This is a genomic window from Pseudomonas sp. JL23 (assembly GCF_056933585.1).
The window spans coordinates 6,670,600-6,691,385 of record NZ_CM167795.1 but is presented as its reverse complement, the minus strand read 5'-3'; the positions used below and the strand labels follow the sequence as shown (position 1 = coordinate 6,691,385).

General features: G+C 62.6%; 17 protein-coding genes. 7 read left to right on the top strand and 10 right to left on the bottom strand.

Translation table 11 applies throughout. The features are described 5' to 3' along the window. Positions 1 to 20 precede the first annotated feature (20 nt). The 10 genes from tssH to tssA form a co-directional block, all read right to left on the bottom strand. Positions 21 to 2,696, bottom strand: coding sequence for a type VI secretion system ATPase TssH (gene tssH / locus AC1Z24_RS30600; RefSeq protein WP_483743954.1), 2,676 nt, complete (start codon positions 2,694 to 2,696; stop codon positions 21 to 23). After that, the gene (tssG, locus tag AC1Z24_RS30595) at positions 2,689 to 3,756 is read right to left on the bottom strand and encodes a type VI secretion system baseplate subunit TssG (protein WP_483743953.1); all 1,068 of its coding nucleotides are present in this window, start codon (positions 3,754 to 3,756) and stop codon (positions 2,689 to 2,691) included. Before tssG ends, tssH begins: the two co-directional genes overlap by 8 nt. After that, entirely contained in the window at positions 3,720 to 5,579 is a 1,860-nt protein-coding gene (gene tssF / locus AC1Z24_RS30590; RefSeq protein WP_483743952.1) for a type VI secretion system baseplate subunit TssF, read from the bottom strand. Before tssF ends, tssG begins: the two co-directional genes overlap by 37 nt. Further along, the gene (gene tssE, locus AC1Z24_RS30585) at positions 5,576 to 6,091 is read right to left on the bottom strand and encodes a type VI secretion system baseplate subunit TssE (RefSeq protein ID WP_483743951.1); all 516 of its coding nucleotides are present in this window, start codon (positions 6,089 to 6,091) and stop codon (positions 5,576 to 5,578) included. Before tssE ends, tssF begins: the two co-directional genes overlap by 4 nt. After that, a complete protein-coding gene (locus AC1Z24_RS30580; RefSeq protein ID WP_483743950.1) occupies positions 6,085 to 6,477 on the bottom strand; it encodes a hypothetical protein in 393 nt (130 codons plus the stop codon). The genes tssE and AC1Z24_RS30580 overlap by 7 nt, the downstream gene beginning before the upstream one ends. Before the next feature lie 35 nt (positions 6,478 to 6,512). Then, a complete protein-coding gene (locus tag AC1Z24_RS30575; protein ID WP_483743949.1) occupies positions 6,513 to 6,971 on the bottom strand; it encodes a type VI secretion system amidase effector protein Tae4 in 459 nt (152 codons plus the stop codon). Between the two features lie 69 nt (positions 6,972 to 7,040). Continuing rightward, entirely contained in the window at positions 7,041 to 7,529 is a 489-nt protein-coding gene (locus AC1Z24_RS30570) for an Hcp family type VI secretion system effector (RefSeq protein WP_483743948.1), read from the bottom strand. A 177-nt stretch (positions 7,530 to 7,706) separates the two neighbouring features. After that, positions 7,707 to 9,200 (bottom strand): type VI secretion system contractile sheath large subunit, encoded by a 1,494-nt coding sequence (gene tssC / locus AC1Z24_RS30565; protein WP_483743947.1) that lies wholly within the window; start codon positions 9,198 to 9,200, stop codon positions 7,707 to 7,709. 12 nt (positions 9,201 to 9,212) lie between these two features. Beyond that, positions 9,213 to 9,770, bottom strand: coding sequence for a type VI secretion system contractile sheath small subunit (tssB, locus tag AC1Z24_RS30560; protein WP_259111061.1), 558 nt, complete (start codon positions 9,768 to 9,770; stop codon positions 9,213 to 9,215). A gap of 53 nt (positions 9,771 to 9,823) precedes the next feature. Next, positions 9,824 to 10,858 carry a type VI secretion system protein TssA gene (gene tssA, locus AC1Z24_RS30555; RefSeq protein ID WP_483743946.1) on the bottom strand — a complete coding sequence of 345 codons (1,035 nt, stop codon included), beginning with the start codon at positions 10,856 to 10,858 and terminating at the stop codon, positions 9,824 to 9,826. 393 nt (positions 10,859 to 11,251) lie between these two features. Here tssA and tagH point away from each other — a divergent pair, with 393 nt between their 5' ends. The 7 genes from tagH to AC1Z24_RS30520 are packed head-to-tail and all read left to right on the top strand — an operon-like array spanning position 11,252 to position 20,776. Continuing rightward, entirely contained in the window at positions 11,252 to 12,694 is a 1,443-nt protein-coding gene (tagH, locus tag AC1Z24_RS30550; RefSeq protein WP_483743945.1) for a type VI secretion system-associated FHA domain protein TagH, read from the top strand. 38 nt (positions 12,695 to 12,732) lie between these two features. After that, a complete protein-coding gene (tssJ, locus tag AC1Z24_RS30545) occupies positions 12,733 to 13,227 on the top strand; it encodes a type VI secretion system lipoprotein TssJ (RefSeq protein ID WP_483743944.1) in 495 nt (164 codons plus the stop codon). A 15-nt stretch (positions 13,228 to 13,242) separates the two neighbouring features. Beyond that, on the top strand, positions 13,243 to 14,577 hold the full coding sequence (gene tssK / locus AC1Z24_RS30540) for a type VI secretion system baseplate subunit TssK (RefSeq protein WP_483743943.1): 1,335 nt from the start codon (positions 13,243 to 13,245) through the stop codon (positions 14,575 to 14,577). Between the two features lie 6 nt (positions 14,578 to 14,583). Then, positions 14,584 to 15,906 carry a DotU family type VI secretion system protein gene (locus tag AC1Z24_RS30535; RefSeq protein ID WP_483743942.1) on the top strand — a complete coding sequence of 441 codons (1,323 nt, stop codon included), beginning with the start codon at positions 14,584 to 14,586 and terminating at the stop codon, positions 15,904 to 15,906. Continuing rightward, the gene (gene tssM / locus AC1Z24_RS30530) at positions 15,903 to 19,406 is read left to right on the top strand and encodes a type VI secretion system membrane subunit TssM (RefSeq protein ID WP_483743941.1); all 3,504 of its coding nucleotides are present in this window, start codon (positions 15,903 to 15,905) and stop codon (positions 19,404 to 19,406) included. The genes AC1Z24_RS30535 and tssM overlap by 4 nt, the downstream gene beginning before the upstream one ends. Next, positions 19,403 to 20,056 (top strand): type VI secretion system-associated protein TagF, encoded by a 654-nt coding sequence (gene tagF / locus AC1Z24_RS30525; protein ID WP_483743940.1) that lies wholly within the window; start codon positions 19,403 to 19,405, stop codon positions 20,054 to 20,056. The genes tssM and tagF overlap by 4 nt, the downstream gene beginning before the upstream one ends. After that, positions 20,057 to 20,776, top strand: coding sequence for a PP2C family protein-serine/threonine phosphatase (locus AC1Z24_RS30520; RefSeq protein ID WP_483743939.1), 720 nt, complete (start codon positions 20,057 to 20,059; stop codon positions 20,774 to 20,776). Positions 20,777 to 20,786: the final 10 nt, after the last annotated feature.

Genomic DNA, 20,786 nt, shown 5'->3' with positions numbered 1-20,786 from the left:
CGCCTGCTCGCTCCCACACCTCAGGCATCAGCAAACTGATAATGAAACTCGCCGTTCTGTTCACCGATGCGCACGCTGGCCATGGCCTTGCCTTCCAGCATGCGGGTCAGGAATTCGCGGCTCATGTCCGGCAGCAGGGTGTTGGTCAGCAGGGTATCGATCATTCGTCCGCCGCTCTCGGTTTCGGTGCAGCGCGAGACGATCAGGTCGAGCACGGCATCGTCGTAGTCGAATGCCACCTTGTGGGTGTTTTCCACGCGCTTCTTGATGCGGTCCAGTTGCAGGCGGGTGATGGCCTTGAGCATGGTGTCGCTGAGCGGGTAATACGGGATCGTTACCAGGCGGCCGAGCAGGGCAGGCGGGAAGATTTCCAGCAGCGGCTGGCGCAGGGCCTTGGCGATGACCTCGGGGTCAGGCACGTTGTGGGCGTCCTGGCACAGTTGAGAAATCAACTCGGTGCCGGCGTTGGTGGTCAGCAGGATCAGGGTGTTCTTGAAGTCGATGACCCGGCCTTCACCATCCTCCATGACGCCCTTGTCGAACACCTGGAAGAAGATTTCATGCACGTCGGGGTGGGCTTTTTCCACTTCGTCGAGCAACACCACGCTGTAGGGTTTGCGCCGCACCGCTTCAGTCAGCACGCCGCCTTCGCCATAACCGACATAACCCGGAGGCGCACCCTTGAGCGTGGAGACGGTATGGGCTTCCTGGAATTCGCTCATATTGATGGTGATGACGTTCTGCTCGCCGCCATACATGGCTTCGGCCAGGGCCAGGGCGGTTTCGGTCTTGCCGACGCCGGAGGTGCCCGCAAGCATGAACACACCAATCGGCTTGTTCGGGTTATCCAGGCCTGCGCGGGAGGTCTGGATGCGCTTGGCGATCATTTGCAGGGCATGATCCTGGCCGATGATGCGTTTCATCAGGTGCTGATCGAGCTTGAGCACGGTTTCCAGTTCGTTGCGCGCCATGCGCCCGACCGGAATCCCGGTCCAGTCGGCGACCACCGAGGCCACGGCCTGATAGTCGACGGTCGGCAGGATCAGCGGCGACTCGCCTTGCAGGGCGCTGAGGCGGGTTTGCAGGTCGACCAGTCGGGTACGCAGCGCCTGGTTTTGCCCGGCCCCGGCATCGCTGTCCACCACACCGACGCTTTCGCGCAGTTGCGCGCGGACGTCGAGCAATTCGTCCACCAGTATGCGTTCCTCGGCCCAGCGGCTTTCCAGATCGATCAGGCGTTCGCGCTCGGCCGCCAGCAGCGCTTCGCTGTTGTTGCGGCGAGCGCCGATATCGATGCCGATGGCGTCTTCGCGAGCAATTATCTGCAGTTCGGTTTCCAGGGCTTCGATACGACGGCGGCTGTCGTCCACTTCAGCAGGGACGGCGTGCAGGCTGATGGCGACACGGGCGCAGGCGGTGTCCAGCAGGCTGACGGATTTGTCCGGCAACTGGCGCGCCGGAATGTAGCGGTGGGACAGCTTCACCGAAGCCTCCAGCGCTTCGTCGAGGACCTGTACCTTGTGATGCTGCTCCATGGTCGATGCCACGCCGCGCATCATCAGCAGGGCTTTGTCTTCGGACGGTTCGGCGACCTGTACGACCTGGAAGCGTCGGGTCAGGGCCGGGTCTTTTTCGATGTGCTTCTTGTACTCGGCCCAAGTGGTGGCGGCGACGGTGCGCAGGGTGCCACGGGCCAGAGCGGGCTTGAGCAGGTTGGCGGCATCGCCGGTCCCGGCCGCGCCACCGGCACCGACCAGGGTATGGGCTTCGTCGATGAACAGAATGATCGGCTTGGGCGAGGCCTGCACGTCTTCGATGACCTGGCGCAGGCGTTGTTCGAACTCGCCTTTCATGCTCGCACCCGCCTGTAAAAGGCCGACATCGAGGCTGCGCAGTTCGACGTCTTTCAGGGCCGGCGGTACGTCGCCTGCGACGATGCGCAGGGCGAAACCTTCGACCACTGCGGTTTTGCCGACACCGGCCTCACCGGTCAGGATCGGGTTGTTCTGGCGGCGGCGCATGAGGATATCCACCAGTTGGCGAATTTCCTCGTCACGCCCGACGATGGGGTCGAGCTTGCCGCTGCGCGCCTGTTCGGTGAGGTCCACGGTGAAGCGTTTGAGGGCTTCCTGCTTGCCCATGGCGCTGGGTGCCATGGCACCACTGGCCTCGCCGGGCACGGCACCGGCGTTGAAACCGTCGCTGGCGCCCAGGGCGTTTTCCGGTGAATCGCCGACGTATTCGTCAAAGCGCTCGCTGAGAGCTTCGACCTTGACCTTGTTGAACTCCGCCGACAGCCCGATCAGCGCATTGCGCAGGCTTGGGGTCTTGAGAATGCCGAGCAGCAGGTAACCGGTGCGCACCTGGCTTTCGCCGAACATCAGGCTGCCGTAGACCCAGCCGCGTTCCACGGCTTCTTCGACATGGGATGACAGGTCGGTGATCGAGGTCGAACCGCGCGGCAGGCGATCCAGCGCTTCGGTCAGGTCCCGGGCCAGGCGCGCAGGCTCGACGTCGAACTGGCGGATGATGCGATGCAGGTCCGAGTCCTGCAACTGCAGCATTTGGTGAAACCAATGGGCCAGTTCGACGTAGGGATTGCCCCGCAGCTTGCAGAACACCGTGGCCGCTTCGATGGCTTTGTAGGCCACGCTGTTGAGTTTGCCGAACAACGCGGCGCGACTGATTTCACCCATGTGCATGACTCCTTGAATGTGTGGCTGACGTGGCTTCTGCGGCCGTCTTTTGATCGGCGTAATGCCTGGCCAGAATCAGATCCCCAGCATCAGTGGCGGGCTGCCCCAGCCAGGTATTGAAACCCAGCCGCTGGCGCCCGTTGAGTTGGAATTTTGGTACTTCAGGTTGTTTCAGAACCAGGTTCAGGTCCCAGTCCAGTTCGTGGCCCAGGTACTCGGCGACCCAGGCCACCAGTTCCTTGAACGGCTCGCCATCGGGCAACAGCCCCATGTAGTCGTCGAGCTTGAGCGGACCGATACGGATACGAAATTTGTGCTGGCGATCCCAGACATGACTGCCCAGGCAAAAATCCACGCCCAACTGATGGGCCACGCGCCCGACCCGGCTGCGCTCGGGTAATTCCAGCCACTGGCCGACGTACTCTTCGATTTCCACCGGCAGGCCGAAGTAATGGCTGAGGATGGCGCGCAAGCCGTCGGGGTAGCGGGTTTGCGCCGCCAGATGGCCGCTGTAGTGCAGCTTGGCGGTATCCGGAATTACGCCGTGCTGGAGCAGGCTGGGCATGCCACGTCCGCTCAGGGCGGCCAGGCGCGCGGACCAGTAATCGTCATCCGGGCGGTCGTGGCTGACGGTCGGCCGAGCTTCGGCCCAGGCCCGGTAGAACAGGCTCAACAGGCGATGGTGGAAGACATCGAGGAAGCGCTTGCTGGTGGTGTCGGCGTTGTTGCGCTGGCGGTCGCGCACATACTCGGTGATGTGCAGCGGTAGCGGGCCGTTGGGGCCGCCGAGGCCAAAAAAGAACTGTTCCAGACGCGCCGGTTTGTCGTCTTCGGCGGGCGTCATCGAGGCCAGTGTCGACGGCGCAAAGGCGCAGTCCGGCTGTTGGCCGAGGCGCAACGGGTCATCGCTCAGGCGCAGCGAATGGCCCAGGCGCGGCAGCTCTGGCGATTCGCACTCGATACGGCGCAGCGCCTGGAAGAAATCATATTCCCAGGGCTGATCCTGCATGGCCGTCAATGTGTCTACAGGGTCGGACGGCGTCCGGGCTTGGCTTTCCATCGCATGATCTCGCCGCGTTCGGTGGTACGTATCACCGTCTCGGTAAAGCTGTTGATCGACACATAACGTGTCAGGAAACGCTCGAACACGGCGCCCAGGAGGAACACTCCGGTGCCACGGAAAGCGTTTTCGTCGAATTCCAGGGTGATCTCCAGGCCACGGCCAAAGACGATCGGGCCGGGCATGGGCAGGCGTCGTGTGCAGGGCTTGCTGCTGACTTCGCGCAGGCCTTCGATCTGCAGTTGCAGGGCCGGATCGTGACTGTCGCCGTACAGGCGCAGCAGTTCACGCAAGGCTGCCGCGCCCTGACCCTGTTCGCTCAGGGACAGGTAGTTCAGCGACAACTGGCTGATCAGGCGCCATGCCTTGTTGTCATGGGCGTGGCTGGCCCTTGGGCGGCTCGGCCCGGCGACGCAGCGCACCGAGGACACCGGCGCACTGTCAGCCAGAGTGAAGTCCGTGGTGCCGCCGCCGATGTTCATGAACAGCGGCAGGTCGCGATTGGTGCACAGGGCGCTGACGCCCAATTGACGCAAGTCGTGGCGGTACGGCGCTTGTTGGCTGTCTACCAGACTGACAAAGGTTTCGCTGCCGACATAAGTCGAGCGCGTGCCGGTGCGGCGTTGCTCGCTGGACAGTACCCGCGGCTCGCGGCGCAAGGTGTAATAGGCCTTGTCGCGGCCATAGCGGGACGGGTCGCGTACCGCGTAGAACGGCAGGAAACTCTGGTCCGGTCCGGTGCCATGACCGGTGATGCCGGTCAGGGAGTGAATCTCGAAATCCATCGGGCGGGTGCGGTCGGCGATCACATGATGCTCGTTGACCCGATCACTCAAGTGGATGCGGTCGACACGGCGCGGGAACAGATTGATCGCCGGGGTGCAGAACGGCAGAAACTGTGCGGCGCCGACGCTGCTTTCCAGACCCTGCTCGAAGCGTTCGAACAGGATGATCAATTCCAGTTCTTGCCCGGTGCAACGCTGGACGGCACGGGACAGTCCGGCGAATTCGACGAATAGAAAACGCTGGGGCAGGGCGAAGTATTCCTGCAACAGGCGATAACCCTGAAAGGCTTGCGGCACTACCGGTAAAGCCGCTTCGCGGTCATCGAACCCGCAGGCACGCAGGGCGTCCGGGGGCAGGCGCTCGACCCAGTCGCTGCCGGGCTGGCGGGCAAATACCGCGCAGGCATTGCCGAGCAGTTGCTCGTACAAACGGAAAGGCTGTTCGTCGTTGCCACTGAGGTAGAACGGCAGGCTGTCCAGGCTCAGGGCGTTGAACGGCAGCTCGGCGCCGGTACGCAGGGTAATGCGTAACCCGGCCTTGGCCTTGGGTTCGCTGGCGGCAAGACGGCCGAGCACGGCGGCGGGGTTGCCGAAATATTCGGCCTGGCTGACCTTCAGCGGCCACAGCGTCACCGGGTGTGCGGTGCGATACTCGCAGGAGGTTTGGGAGTCACGGCCCAGAGTCGCGCGCAACACGCTGTCACGGGGCAGGGTAAAGCCGCTGCTCAGGGAGCCTTCGTCGGTGTCGGCGTGCATCTGCACCACGGTCATCGACGGCGTGGGCGCCAGATAGTGCGGATAAGCGATTTCCAGCAGGTTATGGGTGAAGGTCGGGTACTCGGCGTCGAGCTTGAGCTGCACCCGCGCCGTCAGGTAGGCGAAGCCTTCCAGCAGGCGTTCCACATAGGGGTCGGCGCAGTCCAGCCCCGACAGGGTCAGGCGCCCGGCGATCTTCGGGTATTCCTTGGCAAACTCGGCAGCGCTTTCGCGCACGTGTTGCAGTTCCTGGTTGTACAGCTCCAGCAGGCGCGGATTCACGAGCGCCTCCGTTGCTCGGCAGGCACGACCTGCACATGCCCGGACTCCAGATCCAGATCGGTGCGCAGCAACAGCGGCAGGGCCACCGGCTGCGCCCACAGATCACCTTCGATCTCGAAGCTCAAGGCGTTGTGGTTCATCTCACCCGGCGCTACCCGTGCCCGCACGCGCAGGGTATGCCTCAGGATGCGCGGCTCGAAGGTGGCGATGGCGCGGTGAATCAGGGCTTCCAGCGCATTGATGTCGATACTCGACGCGCTGTTGCCCGCCAGGGCAGGCAGGCCGTAATTGACCACTGAAGTGCCCGCCGGGGTGTTGAGCGTGGCATCGGCGTCGAGCAGGGACGTGGTGTTGAGCAGCCAGGTCAGGTCGCGCAGCACCGAAGCCTTGAGCTGGCTCAGGGAAAGCACGCGCTTCTCGCTGCCTTCCTGCAGATTGCCGGGCTCGTCGTCGGTCAACCGGTCGAGCAGCGACGGTTGCAGACGTTCGCGAGAGGTCAGGTCGGTTACCAATGGAACACGCCTGTGTAATCTTTCTGGTCGCCCGCGCCTTTATTGCAACTAGCATTAGGCGAGACCACCGACAGCTCTAACTGGCCTTTGATCAGGCGGATCGCACGGTAGGCGGAACGGCAGAATTGGCTGTTCTCAGGGTCTACACCTACGTGCAGCGCGATCACGATCGGTACGCTTGCGAAAGTTTCGATATGTGGCTGGCCGTTTTTGTCGACGGCGAACTGGCAGGGCCAGGCCATATCCAGGGGCTGCACGCTCTGATCGGGCTTGCGCAGGATGCATCGTTGCTGGACATTTTCCAGCGTCAGCTTTTGTCCACCCAGAACGACAGTTTGTTCAGGCGCAGCCGGTTGATCTGCGCAGGCATACAGACTCACCAGCATGCCTGCGGCTACGGTCGCGTTGCGCCAGGACCTGATCATGCCAACTCCCAGAACCACACCGCACGAGAGCGGTAGGCCTGGTCGCTGAAGCGACCCACGGTCAGGCCGCGATTCCATAGGTCAATGTGGTCACCAGTGCGGTCTTCAGCGGCCTGACCGGCCTGCTGGAAACAGTCCTTGAAGAAAATCAGGCCGACCTTGTTTTGCAACTTGCGTCGCTCGACTTCGGAGCCGCCGATGATCAACGGGCGACCCAGATGATGTTTCCACAGCCAGTTGGCCAGTGACTCCGCGCCTCTGGCGTGGCCATGAGCACATTTGGGTTCGGTGTAGGTGGACTTGTTGACCTTGACGGTCAGCTCGGCGTTAAGGGCTATGCTCATGCGAATGGCGCATTGGTTTGCCCAAGGGCCGTCACAGGGCTTTGCATCCGGGTGGGCCACCAGCAGATCAGAATAGGCTTTCCACAGGTTGATAAAAGAAGGCTTGGCCATGACTCAGACTCTCTAATACGAAAGGGCGCAAAAAACGCCCCGGCCGTTGACGACCGGGGCGTACGCGAATCAGCGCTTGGTATTGGAGCGGATGTTCCAGCCATATTTGACCGGGCCGCCTTCCTTGGTGCCGTCTGCTTTCTGTGGCTGGTAGTCGACCAGCACCTGAGCGAAGTTCAAGGTGACAGTTTCGGTCAGGCGATCATCGCTACCCGAACCGCCGGTGCTCAGGGAGGTGACCATGACTTCTTCGAGGTTGATCACCAGGTACTCGACCTGGCTTTCGCCACCGGCCTTGCGCACGGTCAGCTTGACCTTGTCGATGTGCTTGCCGCTGCTGCAATGCATCATCAGGTTTGGCGAGGCCTTGTCGACGTACTTGGTGATCGACAGGTCGCGAATCTCGACCTTGCCCGCACCGCCACCGCTGCCGACGTGCATGTTGCCGGACTGGTTCATGCCCCAGCTCCAGTTCAGTACGTCGATTTCGTCCTTGTGGGCCTTGTCCTGGGACTCGCCCTTGATGTCACCGATCTTGATAAAAATATCGACAGCCATGTTCTCTCCTGATGTGGCACGGGCCACTGTGTTTATTTTTCAGAGATGCAATTTGTTGCAGCACACCTTGCGCAAGGGATCTTGTGGGACCGGCTTTAGCCGGGAAGGGGTATTTCCAAACGACAAAATTTGCGTTGGATGTGCCGACCTCTTCCCGGCTGAAGCCGGTCCCACAAATCAGGCGCTCTTCGCCGAAGGCAGCTTGGAAACCAGACGCAGCGACACGGTCAGACCTTCAAGCTGGTAATGCGGACGCAGGAAGAACTTCGAGGTGTAGTAGCCAGGGTTGCCTTCCACGTCCTCGACCACCACTTCGGCGGCGGCCAGCGGGTGCTCGGCCTTGGTGGTTTCGGTGGAGTGGGCCGGGTCGCCGTCGACGTAGTTGAGGATCCAGTCCTGCAACCAGCGCTGCATTTCGTCCTTCTCTTTGAAGGAGCCGATCTTGTCGCGCACGATGCACTTCAAGTAGTGGGCGAAGCGGCAGGTGGCGAACAGGTACGGCAGGCGCGCGGCCAGGTTGGCGTTGGCGGTGGCGTCCGGATCGTCGTATTCGGCAGGTTTCTGCAGCGACTGGGCGCCGATGAACGCGGCGAAGTCGGTATTTTTCTTGTGCAGCAGCGGCATGAAGCCGTTCTTGGCCAGTTCTGCTTCGCGACGGTCGGAGATGGCGATCTCGGTCGGGCACTTCATGTCCACACCGCCGTCATCAGTCGGGAAGGTGTGGGCAGGCAGGTTCTGCACTTCACCACCGGACTCGATGCCGCGAATCCGCGAGCACCAGCCGTAGTGTTTGAACGAGCGGTTGATGTTCACCGCCATGGCGTAGGCCGCGTTGGCCCAGGTGTACTTGGCGCTGTCGGCACCGTCGGTGTCTTCTTCGAAGGCGAAGGCTTCCACCGGATCGGTCTTGGCGCCGTACGGCAGGCGTGCCAGGAAGCGTGGCATGGTCAGGCCGATGTAGCGCGCATCCTCGGACTCGCGCAGGGAGCGCCAGCCGGCGTATTCCGGAGTGGTGAAGATCTTGGTCAGGTCGCGCGGGTTGGACAGTTCCTGCCACGACCCCATACCCATCACCGTCGGTGAGGCCGCGGAAATGAACGGCGCGTGCATGGCCGCGCAGACCTTGGACAGCTCGCCCAGCAGCTCGACATCCGGTGGCGACTGGTCGAAGTAGTAATCGCCAACCAGGCAGCCGTAAGGTTCGCCGCCGAACTGGCCGTATTCCTCTTCGTACATCTTCTTGAAGATCGGGCTCTGATCCCAGGCCGTGCCCTTGAATTTCTTCAGGGTCTTGTGCAGTTCCGGCTTGGAGATGTTCAGCACGCGAATCTTCAGTTGCTCATCGCTTTCGGTGTTGTTGACCAGGTAGTGCAGGCCGCGCCAGGCGCTTTCCAGCTCCTGGAACTGCGGGTGATGGATCACCTGATTGACCTGGGCGGTGAGCTTGGCGTCGATGGCCGCAATGATCGACTCGATGGACTTGATCGCATCGTTGGAGACCAGATTGGTCTGCGCCAGAGCCTGTTCGGCCAGGGTGCGCACGGCGGTCTCGACCGCTTCGCGGGCACGCTCGGTCTTGGGCTTGAACTCCTGCATCAGCAGGGACGCGAATTCGCTGGTCTGTTCGGTGGCGCCCAGAGGCACCTGATTGTCGCGCTGCAACTCGGTCATGATCGTTTGTCCTTAAGCGTTCGGCTCGGCGTCTTTAGGCTTTGGCGCGCTCGCCAGGGCTTGCAGCAACGCGGGGTCCTTGATCGCCTTCATGATGATTTCTTCGGCGCCAGTCTTGCCGTCCATGTAGGTCAGCAGGTTGGCCAGCTGGGTACGGGCTTCGAGCAACTGGTTCAGCGAATCGACCTTGCGCGCCACGGCGGCAGGGCTGAAGTCGTCCATGCTTTCGAAGGTGATATCCAGGCTCAGGTTGCCTTCGCCGGTCAGCTCGTTGGGCACGTTGAACGCTACGCGCGGCTTCATGGCCTTGAGGCGCGAGTCGAAGTTGTCGACGTCCACTTCCAGGAACTTGCGGTCAGCCACGGCGGGCAGCGGCTCGGCAGGCTTGCCGGCCAGATCGGCCAGAACGCCCATGACGAAGGGCAACTGGACCTTTTTCTCGGCACCGTACAGCTCCACGTCGTACTCGATCTGGACCCGTGGCGCACGGTTGCGCGCGATGAATTTCTGAGAACTGCTGTTCGCCACGTTGCTCCTCCTGGTCGCTGCTTGCGACGGTATTGGCGTCATCGGTCGTTGCCGGTAACGATGTGCGTGATCCTTGCCTGAGCCCGCCTTGCGGGTCAGTCAGCGTCAGGACCGCGCAAGTTTTCGAATTGCGACATGCCGTCGGGAATCAGGTTGCGCACGATGGTGGCAAAGTCCGCCTGGACCAGTTGCCGGGCCCGATTCAACAGCACCGGAAGCGGGCTGGAGGGCTCATGGCGGGCGTAATACGCCAGCAGGCGGTCGAGGCTTTGCGTGACGTCATCGCGGTTGCTGATTTCTCCAGACACAACAGGTCCGGAGCTACGGGCTGGCTTGGGAGCCTCGGCGGTGCCGGAAAGTTCTGCCGCACCCCCGATTTCGCTGGATTCTGTGACGGCCGTCTCGCTGCCGGGGGCATACTCGCCGAGGATTTGCAGAGCTTGGCGCAGAGGCTGTTTCAATGCGGTGAGATCGACGCCCTGGGCCGATCCGACCTGCTCGTTAACGAAGCGCTCGATGGCTTCGGCCGATTCCCGGGCTTCGCCAATGGCCGCGCGGACTGCGGCGAGGTGCTCGGCATCGCTGTCCTGCAGGGCTGCGCGCAGGGTGTCGGCGCCCAGGGATTCATCGCTGAAACTCTGCATGCCGCTGGCATTGAGCGCTGCGCGCAGGCTGACCGGACCGAACGCCCTTGAGCGGGTCAGGATGCTTTCGCGCAGCAGGCGCACATTGGTATCGCAGGCCAGGCCGACGAGCGCGTTGACTCGCACGGTGGGGTCGTTGTCGTCATCGGCGTCGAGCAGAGGGTAGAGGTCGGCCCAATAACTGGCGAGCAGTTCGCGGATCAGGGTCAGGCTGCTGGCAAGGCCGGCGAAACCGTCCTGAGCCAGGGCGCTTTGCAACAGGAAATGGGTAATGCGCAGGTCTTTGCTGCGTTGCAGGAGGGCACTGCTGGACTGCTCTATCACGCGCCATTGCGGTGGCTCGGCCGCCTGTACCGAATCGCCCATGGAGCGTTCCGGTTTACCTTGGGCGTCGCGTTCCAACTGCAAGAAATCCGCGTCATATTCCAGGTCTTCGCCGCACGGCAAATTCCCGGAAACAGGGGCGAGCAACAACGACACGTCCACCAACTCAGATCTCCTTATCAGCCTGCGGGTTGGTCAGTTAATACCGGTTAAAGTTCACATAGGAAATTATTATCGGTGTTGAACCAATATTTTTAATTGATGTCAGTGTGGCATCACGAATATAAAAGGGTCAGGCATTTTTGGTTTAGGCGTTGAGCCTTGTCAAGGTAAGCTCTCGGCCCCCGTAACAGTTGTGACGCAGCTAACAGGTTGCGCGACCAACCGGTCAGCGACGGTATTAAATTCACATAAGTGTGGTTAAATCCGCGCATTTTCAGCCAGTTGGCTGGGAAAACCATCTGTTTAAGTGGCGTTTATGCAAACGGGCGCCAGGTCTGGACAGCGCGGCATTTCTGCCCTGTAGACCACGCGCAATGTAAGCAAGGAGGCGCAATGGCGCTGTGTTTGACTATCACTAGTTATCACAAGATCACGCCCGGGCAATGTCCAGAGAAATCAATGGATAGCGGCGTGATGGCAATTGGCCGCAGTCAAGAAAATGACTGGGTATTGCCCGACCCTGAGCGCTTAGTTTCCGCTAAACATTGCGTCATCCAGTATAAAGATGGCCGTTACTATCTGACCGACACCAGCACTAATGGCGTTGAGCTATTACATGCCGGTATTCGCCTGCGTCGCGGTAACAGCGAACCCTTGCAGGACGGGGAAGTTATCCGTATTGGCGAATATGAAATCCAGGCACGTATCGACTTCAATCTGCAAGTGCCCGATTCCGCACTTCCCGGTGCCGATAATGCCAACAGTTTTGAGGCGCTGATGGGCCGCGCCAGCACGCCAATCGTGGCGCCGCCGGTTGTTGCGCAGACCGCGAATTTTCAGGGCGGATCGGCCAATGCGACGATGCCTGATCTGTTCGATTTTCTGACCCCGGCCGCCGTACCGCCGCCGACCCAGCCAGATCATGTGCCCGCCGAGCAGCATGATTTTCGCCCCCCCGCGCCATTCATTCCTGCGCCGCCCGTAGTTGCCCCTCCGGCCTCTACGCCACCGGTTGCACCGCTGTTGATTCCGGATGACTGGGACCTGCTGTCCGACCTGCCCGCGCCATCGGTTGATCTGTCCAAGCCAGTTGCGCCCGCGGAGCCAGTGGTAATGGCGCCGCCGAGCGTCGAGCAGGTGGTTTTCCCGCCTGCAACACCGCCTGCTCCGCCAGTTGTGACGCCCCCTGAACCACCGATTGCTGCGCCGCCTGTACCGCCCGCTGCACAACCTGCTGAAGCCTTGCGCCCTGAGTTGCTGCAAGCCTTCCTGCGCGGCGCCGGGCTCGATCAGTTGCGCATCGATCACGCCCAGGCCCAAGCGCAGATGGAAGCCATCGGCCGCAGTTACCGGCTGATGGTCGAGGGGCTGATCGACGTCCTGCGTGCCCGCAGCAGCCTCAAGGGCGAGTTCCGCATGCAGCAGACCTTGATCCGTCCCGTGGAAAACAACCCGCTGAAGTTCGCCCCCAATGCCGACGAGGCGCTGCTGTTGCTGCTGCGCCACAGCAATCAGGCGTTCATGGCCCCGGACCTGGCGATCAAGGACAGCTTCGACGACTTGCGCGCCCACCAATTGGCGGTGATGGCCGGGGTCGAGGCGGCCATCAAACACCTGCTCAAGCGCTTCGAACCTGCGGCGCTGGAGACGCGCATGGGCAAGCCTGGCGGCCTATCCAACCTGTTCGGTGGCTCGCGTCAGGCCCAGTACTGGCAGCAATTCACCGCGTTGTATTCGCAGATTTCCAGTGAGGCCGAGGACGATTTCCAGGACCTGTTCGGTCGTGAATTCAGCCGTGCCTACGAAGAACACAGTGCCCGGCTGCGCCGCACTTGACCCCCCAGGACCGTTTCGACATGCCATTGAGGCTCAGGATGATTCAACGTTTTTTCTTTTCAGCGCTGCTGGCCGTGCTGCTGAGCGCCTGTGGCAAGGACAAGCCTGCTGCACAAGTGCTGCCGCCCGCAGAGCCGGATAGCGCCACCATTACCCTGCATTTCCAGGCGGTGGCCGGGCTCAACCCTGGCGCTGACGGTCAGGCCGCGCCAGTTCGGGTGCGTCTGTATGAACTCAAGAACAGCGCCACTTTCACCCGCGCTGACTACTTCGCGTTGGCTGATCGCGCCCAGGCGACTCTCGGCGTTGACCTGCTCGATCAGGACGAAGTGCTGGTACGCCCCGGCCAGAGTCTGGATATCCGCCGCACCCTGACTGCGGCGACGCGGCAACTGGGGCTGGTGGTGAGCTATCGCGAGATCGATCAGGCGCGCTGGCGCACGGTCATCAGCGTGTTGCCGCGCCAGAGCACCGAATACACGATCAGCCTTGATGTGCGCGCCCTGCAAAGCACCCCAACCCCCGCCCAATAGGCACACGGAGAAGTCATGTCCTGGAACAATCGCGTGGTCTGGTCGGAAGGCATGTTCATCGGAACGCAGCACTTCCAGCAGCACGACCGTTATCTGGAAAACCTCATCGACGCACGCAGCCGTCCGCTGTCGGCGGGGGCCTGGGGTTTTTCCGAGTTGTCGCTGGATCAGGGCCTGCTGGCCCAGGGCAAGCTGGCGATCGTATCGGCGCGGGGCCTGCTGCCGGACGGCACACCGTTCAACATCCCTCAGGACGATCTGGCGCCCAGCCCGTTGAGCATCGACGACAGCCTGCGCGATGGCCTGGTCTATCTGGCTCTGCCGCTCAAGCGGGCCGGGGCACGGGATACGGTCGATGAAGGCGAAGAATTTGGCGCCGCGCGCTACGTCAGCCAGGTCCGCGAAGTCCGTGACGACAACGCGCCGTTTGAAAACCGCGCGCCGGTTGCCATTGGCGCGCGGGCCTTGCGCCTGCTGACCGCGCAGGACGGCCTCAGCGATTACGCCAGCGTCGGCGTGGTGCGGATCAAGGAAAAGCGCGCCGACCGCGCACTGATCCTCGATGATCGCTATATCCCGCCGTTGCTGGATGTCAGCGCCAGCCAGAGCCTGACGGCCTTTCGCAGCGAGCTGCTGGGCTTGCTGCATCAACGCGGCGAAGCCCTGGCCGGACGCGTAGTTGCATCGGGAGCGGGTGGCGCTTCGGAAATTGCCGACTTCATGCTGCTGCAACTGGTCAACCGCGCGCAGCCGCTGATCAGTCACTTGAATCAGCTCACGCCACTGCATCCGGAGCGCTTCTACAGCGAGCTGGTCAGCCTGGCCGGTGAGTTCGCCACCTTCTCTCGCGACGGGCGCCGCCCGCTGGAGTTTCCACGTTACCAGCACGACGACCTGATCGTCAGCTTCACCCCGGTGATGCAGGCGCTGCGCGAAGCCTTGGCGATGGTGATCGATAGCAAGGCGACGCCGATCCCGTTGGTGGAGAAGGCCTTCAATATCCGCGTCGGCATGCTCGCCGACCGCAGCCTGCTGGAGAGCGCCAGTTTCATCCTTGTGGTGCGCGCCGACATGCCCGGCGAAACCCTGCGCGGGCGCTTCGGCCAGCAGAGCAAAGTCGGCTCGGTCGAGCACATCCGCGACATGGTCAACCTGCAACTGCCGGGCATCGGTCTCATACCGTTGCCGGTGGCGCCACGGCAGATTCCGTTTCATGCCGGGTCCACCTACTTCGAGCTGGATCGCGGTAGCGAGCAATGGCAGAACCTGCAGAAGTCTGGCGGTTTTGCCTTCCACGTCGCGGGTGAATTCCCGGGGTTGAACATGGCCTTCTGGGCGATTCGAGGATAAGCCGCGATGAGTCCCAACGACGATCCGTCGAACCCGTTTGCCTCTGGCGGCGACCGCACCCAATTCATGCCGCGACCTGGTGGTCGTGGGCCGCAGCCTGCTGGCGAACGCCCGGAACAGGCGCCGCCGACGGTGGCCGTCGCGCCTCTGGCGACCGGCCAGGGCCAGGGTCTCAACCCTCTGGAAAACGCTGCCGGGCCTTTGCTGGCCTTGCTCACGCGCCTGCGCAACACCATCGCCCACCCGGCGCCGGCCAGCCTGCGCGCGCAGCTGCTGGCCTACCTGCGCCAGTTCGAAGAACGCGCCGAAGCGGCAGGCATTGTGCGTAACGATGTGTTGCTGGCGCGTTACGTTCTCTGCACCGCCCTCGATGAAGCCGTGCTGAGTACGCCATGGGGCAGTGCCAGCGAGTGGGGCAAACAGAGCCTGCTGATCACCGTGCACAACGAGTCATGGGGCGGCGAGAAAGTCTTTCAGTTGCTCGAGCACTGCCTGCAAAGCCCGCGCGAGCGCCTGTATCTGATGGAGCTGTTGTACCTGTGCATCTGCCTGGGTTTCGAGGGCCGTTACCGGGTCATGAACGATGGCCGCAGTCATCTGGAAGCCCTGCGTGAGCGCACCGCTGCGGCGATTCGCAGCGCCCGTGGTGAACACGAGCGCGAGCTGTCGCCGCACTGGCGCGGCCTGACCCTGGCCCGTGACCGCCTGACCCAATTCATGCCGCCCTGGGTCGGCCTGGCGATTGGTCTGGCCCTGTTACTGATGCTGTTGGTCGGCCTGCGCATGCTGCTGGCGGCCGATGCTGAGCCGGTGTTCAAGAATATCCATGCCCTGGGCGAAATCCCGGTGCAGACCATCGACCGTCCGGCCATCCAGCCCAAGGTTGTCGAGCGGCCGCGTCTGGCCGGTTTCCTTGCCGAAGACATCAAAGCCAACAAGGTCGCGGTGGAAGACGCCGTGGACCGCTCCATCGTGACCATTCGCGGTGACGAGCTGTTCTCCTCCGGCAGCGCCAACATCGTCGATGACTTCCAGCCATTAATGCTGCGCATCGCCGACGCCATCCGCAAGGTCAAGGGCTCGGTGCGGGTCACCGGCCATAGCGACAACCGCCCCATTGCCACAATTCGCTTCCCGTCCAACTGGGCGCTGTCCCAGGCCCGTGCCGAACAGGTTCTGCAAATTCTGGCGGCGAAAACCGGCCAGCCCCAGCGCTTCACGGCTGAAGGGCGCAGCGACACCGAGCCGCTGGCGTCCAACGCGACGGCCGAGGGCCGGGCGAAGAATCGTCGGGTTGAAATCACTGTATTGGCGGAGGGGGTCGAGTGAAGGCGTTTTTCGGTTTTGTCATTCGCTGGGTCATCCCCGTACTGGGCCTGATTGCCCTGAGCCTGATCATCTGGTTCCTCGGCCCGCTGCTGAGCGCGCTGGTGCCGGAAGGGCGGCGCTGGGCGCTGATTATCCTGTTGTTCGCGATCTGGATCGGCTACCGGGTATTCCGGCTGATCCAGGCGCGTCGCCATGCCAATAAAGTCCTCGAAGGGCTGGCTGCCGAAACCGCACCGGACCCTGCCAGCGTCGCCACCGCCGAAGAGCTGGCAACCCTGCGCCAGCGCATGGACGAAGCCCTGGCGCTGTTGAAAAAGGCGCGTCTGGGTGGCGACACCAAACGTAATCTGTACGAGTTGCCGTGGTACGTGATCATCGGCCCGCCGGGTTCGGGCAAAACCACGGCACTGGTCAATTCCGGCCTGCACTTTCCTCTGGCCGCGCAAATGGGCGCCGGGGCGATTCGTGGCGTGGGCGGTACGCGTAACTGCGACTGGTGGTTCACCGACGAAGCCGTGCTGCTCGACACCGCCGGGCGCTACACCACCCAGGACAGCCACGCCCAGGTCGACAAGGCCGCGTGGCTGGGCTTTCTCGATCTGCTGAAAACCCAGCGGGCACGTCGGCCTATCGATGGCGCCTTTATCGCCATCAGCCTGTCGGACTTGCTGCTGGGCACTGATGCCGAACGCGCTGCTCACGCCGCTGCGATCCGCGCGCGCATTCAGGAACTGCACACCCAGTTGGGCGTACGCTTCCCGATCTACGTGATGCTGACCAAGCTCGATCTGGTGCCGGGCTTCATGGAGTTCTACGACGCTCTGAGCAAAGAGGAACGCGCCCAGGTCTGGGGCATGACCTTTGCCCTGGACGACGACAAAAGCGCCGCAGGACCTCTGGCAGATTTCATGCGTGAATTCGACGCCCTCGAGCAACGCCTCAATGAGCGTCTGGTGGAGCGCCTGCAACAGGAGCGCGACCCGGCCCGTCGCGACCTGATCTACGGCTTCCCGCAACAGTTCGGCGCCCTGAGAGCTTCGCTGCAAAGCTTTCTCGACGGCGTATTCAAGCCCAATGCCTATGAAGAACGCACGCTGTTGCGCGGCGTCTACTTCACCAGCGGTACTCAGGAAGGCAGCCCCATCGACCGCCTGATCGGCGCCATGGCCCAGAGCATGAGCCTGGACCGCCAGCACCTGGCGCGGCAGAGCGGCACCGGTCGCAGCTACTTCATCGAGAAACTGTTCACTGCCGTGGCTTTTGCCGAGCAAGGGTTGATGGGGGTTGATCCCAAGGTCGAGCGGCGGCGCAAGTGGATTGCCCGTGGCGTACTGGCGGCGACCGTTGCCCTGGTACTGGTGGTCGGCACTCTGTGGCTGGTCAGCTATCGGGCCAACGAGGCGTATATCGCTCAGGTCGATCACAAAGTTGCGCCACTTGCGCAGAACGTGCAGAACCTCAGCCCGGCCATGCGCGACGTAGTGGCGGTATTGCCGCTGCTCAACGCGGTACGCCAGTTGGCCGGCGACCCGCCGAGCTGGTCGCAAGGCCTGGGGCTGTATCAGGGCGACATGCTTCAAGCCGAGTCGGCCAGCGTCTACCGCAAGCTGCTGATTGCCGTCTTTGCCCCGCGCCTGCTGACGCGTATCGAAGAGCAACTGCACAGCGGCGGCAGTTCCGACTATCTCTACGAGGGCCTGAAGGCCTACCTGATGCTGGCCGACAGCGAGCATTACGACGCCGACTTCATCAAGGCCTGGATCACCCTCGACTGGGATCAGACCCTGCCGCGCGACCTGCCGCCCGATCAGCGTCAGGCCCTGACTGCGCACTTGCAGGCGCTGTTCGACAAACAGCCGCCCAATGCGCGGCTGGATCCGCGTCTGATCGACGACCTGCGCCGCCAGTTGCAGCAATTGCCGGTAGCGCAACGGGTCTATGATCGGGTCAAACGGCAAAAGCTGCCGGAAGGCGTCAGCGATTTTCGCCTGAGCGAAGCGGCCGGGCGTGATGCCGCCTTGGTATTCACACGCAAGAGCGGCAAGCCGTTGGGCGATCCGCTCAGTGGTTTCTTCACCGCCAAGGGTTATCGCCAGGCCTTCCTCGCCACCAGCCTGAGCCAGGCCGGGACCCTGGCCGAAGAGCAATGGGTACTGGGGCGCGATCAGGCCGAGCAGCAGAATGTAGTCAGCCTCGCCGCCGATGTGCGGCGCCTGTATTTCCAGGATTACCTGCGCCAGTGGGATGCCTTGCTCGCCGATATCGACTTCGTGCCGATCACCAGCGTGGCCCAGGCGGCCGATGTGTTGCGGCTGATTTCCGGGCCGACTTCGCCGCTGAAAAAACTGCTGGCCGCAGTAGCCAAGGAAACCGATCTGCAACAGGAAGACAAACTTCTCGCGGCTCAGGGCGCCAAGGTCGATGGCGGCGTCGATCAGCTCAAGCAACGTCTGGGCTCGCTGCTCGGTCAGGAGCAGACGAGCAATAACAGCGCCCCCGTGGTCAGCGATGATCCGGTCACCGCGCACTTCGCCGAACTCAATGCCTTGGTAAACAAGGGCGAAGGCGAACCGGCGGCCATCGATGGTTTGCTGGCAGACATGAACGCTCTGTATGTGCAGGTCAGCGCCATGGTCGGTGCCAGCGGCGATGCCTTGCTCGGTGAGGCGAAGAATCAGGTCAGCGCCACTGCGCAGCGGGTCAGCACCAATGCTGATCGCCAGCCAGCGGTCGTGAAAGGCCTGGTCAAGTCGGTGGTCAATTCCACCACCGGCACGATGATGGGTGGGGTGCGCAATCAATTGAGCGCGGCCTGGACCACTGATGTGGTCAATGTCTATCGCCAGTCTCTCAGCGGCCGTTATCCGCTGACACCGGGCAGCAATCGGGACGCCACCCTCGATGACTTCGCCCGCTTTTTCAGCGTTGGCGGGGTGATGGACAGCTACTTCAACAAGTACCTGCAACCCTACGTCGATACCACTGCCGCCACCTGGCGCTGGCAGTCGGGCGCGGCGCAGAAGCTGGGGATCAACGCTGGCGTGTTGCAGACCTTCCAACGTGCGGCGGCAATTCGTGATGCTTTTTTCCGTCCTGGCAGCCCGCAGCCTTTGGTCCGTTTCGAACTCAAGCCGGTGGCCATGGACGCTTCGGTGACCCAGTTCCTGCTTGAACTCGACGGCCAGCAAATCAGCTATGACCACGGCCCGAGCCGCGCCGTGGCCATGCAATGGCCTAACCCCGGCAGCATTGGTGTGGTGCGCATGTCGATCACACCGCCACTGGCCAACGGTCGCTCCGGCATCACGCTGGACGGTCCGTGGGCGTGGTTCCGCCTGCTCGATCAGTCGGAGTTGGTGGCGGGCAATGGCCCTGACCTGTTCAACCTGCGTCTGCGCGTCGACAGCGCGAGCATTTCCTACGAGTTGCGCGCCAACAGCGCCTTCAACCCCTTCAAGAGCCGCGTGCTGCGTGGCTTCAGCTTGCCGGAGCGGCTATGACGACGCCCGGTTTCTACGGCAAATTGGCCAGCCGTGGCGACTTCGTCAGCCGTGGCCTGCCGCAGAGTTTTATTCAGCCCTGGGATGCCTGGCTGGCGGCGGGCGTGCACGCCAGTCAGCAGCAACTCGGCGGCGCCTGGCTTGATGCCTATCTGATCAGCCCGCTGTGGCGCTTCGCCCTGGCCCCCGGTGTTTGTGGGCCGGACGCGGTCACCGGCGTACTGATGCCAAGCATCGACCGGGTCGGGCGCTACTTTCCGCTCACCGTTGCGCGCCTGCTGGCGCCTGATCAGGCCATCAGCGACGTGGCCGGTGCTGCGGATGACTGGTTTGAACAGGTCGAGGCGTTGCTGCTGGCCAGTCTTGAACCGGGAAGCGTTTTCGAGACGTTTGAGCAGGCTGTACAAAATTTGACCGATTTGTCTGTCGCGGCGTCCACTCCAGTCGCTCAATTCGCCGGTTTGCAGCGCATTCCTGTCACCACCCCAGAGGCGCGTCACGCCGCACTGGCCGCCCTGGCCTGTGAAGGTGTCAGCCTGTGGTGGGGCAAGGGGTCCGAAGCCATCGAGCCGGGTCTGATGCGCTGCGCCGGGTTGCCTGCCGCCAGTGCGTTCGGCAGCTTTCTGCTGGGTCAGGAGGCGTCGAGCTAAATGGTCGCCATTGCCTATCGCTCCGCCAGCTACAGCCATGTCGGCATGGTCCGGCAGATCAACGAAGATGCTTGCCTGGAACTGCCTCGCGACGGCCTGTGGGTCGTGGCCGATGGCATGGGTGGGCATGCGGCGGGGGATTATGTCAGCAGTCTGATCGTCGACACCCTGCGCGGCATAACGCCTGGCTCGACTCTGGATATCTACGTCAGTGCCTTGCGCAGCCGTCTTGAAGAGGTCAACACGGCGGTGCGCGACGAGACCCGCTATCGCGGGGTCAGCCTGATGGGCAGCACCGTGGTTCTGCTGGCGGTGCGCGAAGACCAGGGCATCTGCCTGTGGGCCGGGGACAGCCGCCTGTATCGCCTGCGCGACGGTGTGCTGGACAGCATTTCCCGGGATCACAGCTACGTCCAGGACCTGCAGGACAGCGGCCTGCTCAGCGAGGCCCAAGCCCGTGTGCATCCACGCGCCAACATCGTGACCCGCGCCATTGGCGTCGAAGACCAATTGCAGCTGTCCATTGCCGCGCTGCAGATCCTGCCCGGCGACAGCTACCTGTTATGCAGCGATGGTCTGAACAAGACCGCCGAAGATCGTGAAATTCGCGATGTGCTGTGTCATGCCGACCCTTACACGGTGGTGCGCAGCCTGGTGCACCTGGGCCTGACCCGCGGCGCCCCCGACAACATTACGGCCATCGTCGTCAAAGCCAGTTGAAGAGCCCTGA